3 protein-coding genes are annotated in these 3,024 nt (G+C 28.6%); all 3 read right to left on the reverse strand.

From position 1 onward, the window contains the following. Positions 1-142: 142 nt before the first annotated feature. Genes GJS40_RS11970 through GJS40_RS11980 form a run of 3 tightly spaced genes read right to left on the reverse strand, consistent with a single transcriptional unit; the run spans position 143 to position 2,809 of the window. On the reverse strand, positions 143-943 hold the full coding sequence (locus tag GJS40_RS11970) for a lantibiotic dehydratase C-terminal domain-containing protein (RefSeq protein WP_270898091.1): 801 nt from the start codon (positions 941-943) through the stop codon (positions 143-145). Beyond that, positions 940-1,866, reverse strand: a complete 927-nt coding sequence (locus GJS40_RS11975) for a thiopeptide-type bacteriocin biosynthesis protein (protein WP_270898092.1) — start codon at positions 1,864-1,866, stop codon at positions 940-942. The genes GJS40_RS11970 and GJS40_RS11975 overlap by 4 nt, the downstream gene beginning before the upstream one ends. Next, on the reverse strand, positions 1,853-2,809 hold the full coding sequence (locus tag GJS40_RS11980) for a lantibiotic dehydratase (RefSeq protein WP_270898093.1): 957 nt from the start codon (positions 2,807-2,809) through the stop codon (positions 1,853-1,855). The genes GJS40_RS11975 and GJS40_RS11980 overlap by 14 nt, the downstream gene beginning before the upstream one ends. Positions 2,810-3,024 lie beyond the last annotated feature (215 nt).

A 3,024-nucleotide genomic window follows, 5' to 3' on the forward strand; every position in this document is an offset into this window, starting at 1 on the left:
AGCCATTATAAGAATCCTTTCTGTGGTTATTTTGTGGTGATTTAACTTTAACAGAAATGGATTCTTTTTTCATTTATTTGATGCATGATCAATTCGGTTGAAATGCTTGATAGATAGGCATTCAAAATTTATCAAAAGTTTTCTATGAATAATTCAGGTTCATATAAGTATCTGCTTCAGGAAGAGAAAGATCACCATTCTCTAAATATTTCTCATTCTTCATTATTAAATCTTTAAATATCTTTTTCCATTCAATAAATACATCTTCATTTGAATGAATCTTCATTAATGTCCGCAGGCTACTTTTATTAGAAGTATATATATATTCAAATTGCTCTCTTAACTTATCACCTTTGTCAAATCTGTTTAAAAATGCTTCTGCGTGAGATCGAAAACTAAGTTGATGACGCTTGACATCTCCTAGTGCATTTATTGCAGCTAAAAACATATTTAATGATGCTCGATACTTATAATTAGTTGGTTTATTAATTAACTTCATGACTTGACTATTTGTAGTTACATAATAAGATATTAAAGATTCGATCCCTTTCTCACCCCAAATATCATCTCTAAACTTTGAATCAGATACCTTGATGGAAGTATCATTTTCAATGGGGAATATTTCTCCAACTTCCATTTCAAAGTCTCTTAGCATTAAATATTGTTTTTTTAATGATTCTTCAGAAAGTGAATTCTTAGCTGAGTAATTTCCTATATTTCTATTTAATATTTGTACCAAGTTCTGTAAAGCTTTATTATTAAATTTATCATTTATTTCGATATGCCATTGAATATGGTGTCCTTTTCTCCAATGACGTAATACAAAGTTATTTATTCCACTTTCTGAAAGTATACTATTTTGTAAGGGAATGATTTCTTCATAAATAAACTTATCGTGCATCTCAGTATCATGTAAATATATATTAATAGATTTGTAAGTCAAATTTCTACCCCTTTCAATTCATTTAAAGAATGGCTTAATAAAAATGTTAGCTCTGATTCCATTAAAGGAGATATACCAATACGATTTAAAAACATGTGAATCCATGACCAATATAACTGCATTACAGCTAAAGATCGTTTGTCCAATTTTTCTATGGTCTGTATATTAATATTGTTAAAATTAAAGTCTTCGTTAATAACGCACCGATTAACTTCTTCAGTAAATATTGAGTATTGTTTATATATAGGGTTGGAGTTGTCTGACCAATATTTTTTAACAGCATCATTTAATCTACTTTTCTGATATGTTTCCATATATAACTGTAAATAATCTTTTACATGATTCGGTGCATAGCTGTGAAGAGTTGCAATACAATAACATCTTAAAAAATCAATCTGATGTTGGAGTGAAAGATTCATACTTCTTATAATTTGAGACAAAATATATAAAGAGTGATTATATTTTCTTTCTAAATTAGGTTTTGTTGTTTGCAAGAACTCTAGTACATATTTCGAGGAATATTCAAACTGTAATTCACTTAAAGCCATCATTTCATTCCCGTTATATCTTTCTACCTCTGGTATATAAGGTATTTCTTGTACAGAATTATTCGGATACCATTCTAGGTCTTCATTAGAGCTGATTAGCACCTTATATTGATTATAAAAATGTTCTTTATCTATTTTTACCGTGCTTGGATGTAGATGAAAGAAGTTAATTATATTATTCTTTAATTGATCTTTTTCATAATCACTTATGTTTTTTATCCTTAATCTTATATGGGGTCCACCTTCCCAATAACGGATAAAAAAAAATGATGGTGTTTTATTAAAACCATACTTCAATTGTCTATAAATATGAAGAAGCAAACTATCCCATTTATCTTGGTTATGATAAAAAATATGTAAACTATGCCAAACCATTATTAGACCTCCATTCAGGATTATAAGTTTCTAATAGGATTTCAATTACATGTTTTTGACCGTTTACATCTAACTTTACTTGATTGTCATTCGGGAGTGCCTCTTCAATTATAAATCCCTTTTTCAACATATTTATTTGATTAAAAAATATTTGGCACATATGAAAACTATCCATATCTATATATTGGGGCTTTCTCATCCCATCTTGGTAATGAGTATTATTATCCATGTTTTCCAGTTGAAGTGTTAAGTTAGGTTTTAAATAAAATTGTTTAGGAATTGAATTGGCTGAAAGCCAACGTCTTAGAGAGACAAATCTGTCAAACTGGTTATCAACATTAATCTGATCTAAAAAAGTACTTTTATCTATCCACCATTGACGCCTTTTTATAATAATGTTTCCAATCTTTATACGCGGAAATTGTAATATATCCTGTCTTTTATGAGAATTAAAATAAGACTCATTGATTGAAATATCTGGACTGCATAGCTCGGTAAAAAAAAGCAAAAACCTAAAAAGTGGAGGAACAAGATTAATGTTAAAAAATTGTAAGTATAGTAATTTTACTTTTTTGTTATGAGATTTTGAATATAATTCGATCTTATCCTCAGTAGAATTTTTTCTAATAAATATATCTTCTAATTTAATCAGATTTTTTCTATCACTCTTTACCCCAGGATATTCAACTTCATAGTCACTTATAGGTGGATGTACATTTGCGTTAAACCCAAAAACTCCATTTAATTCTGCAATAATACTATCGCTTAATCTCGTTTGGTTTATATAATCCTTTGTGTTTTTACTGATATCCACACCTGTTTGTTCAAATAAACCGCGCATAAAACGCCCCATAAATTTCCCATTTCCATCAGAAATTTTATTAATTACAAAGTCTTCATCATTAAGCGGTTGTAAAAAATATGACCAGGAGCTTGATTGCATGTTTTTCAAGGCTACAGGAATTTGACTTGAGAGATTAATTAGGAAATCTTTATTTAATAAAACCTCGTCCCTATCCTCTTTTATATACTTGAGTCAATTTCATAATTGCTCTTTTTAAAAATACACAGATATACAGAATTTCTAAATTGTATTTTTAAAAACAGAAATCATGAAGCATTTTGTTGATTCAATTGTGCATTAATACGATCTGCTGC

The sequence above is a fragment of the Aliibacillus thermotolerans genome, assembly GCF_027853235.1.
Lineage (GTDB): Bacteria > Bacillota > Bacilli > Bacillales > Marinococcaceae > Aliibacillus > Aliibacillus thermotolerans.

Coding starts and splice junctions, on each gene's coding strand:
- GJS40_RS11975 (WP_270898092.1), bottom strand. CDS start 1,866: ATGGTTTGGCATAGTTTACATATTTTTTATCATAACCAAGATAAATGG.
- GJS40_RS11980 (WP_270898093.1), bottom strand. CDS start 2,809: ATGCAATCAAGCTCCTGGTCATATTTTTTACAACCGCTTAATGATGAA.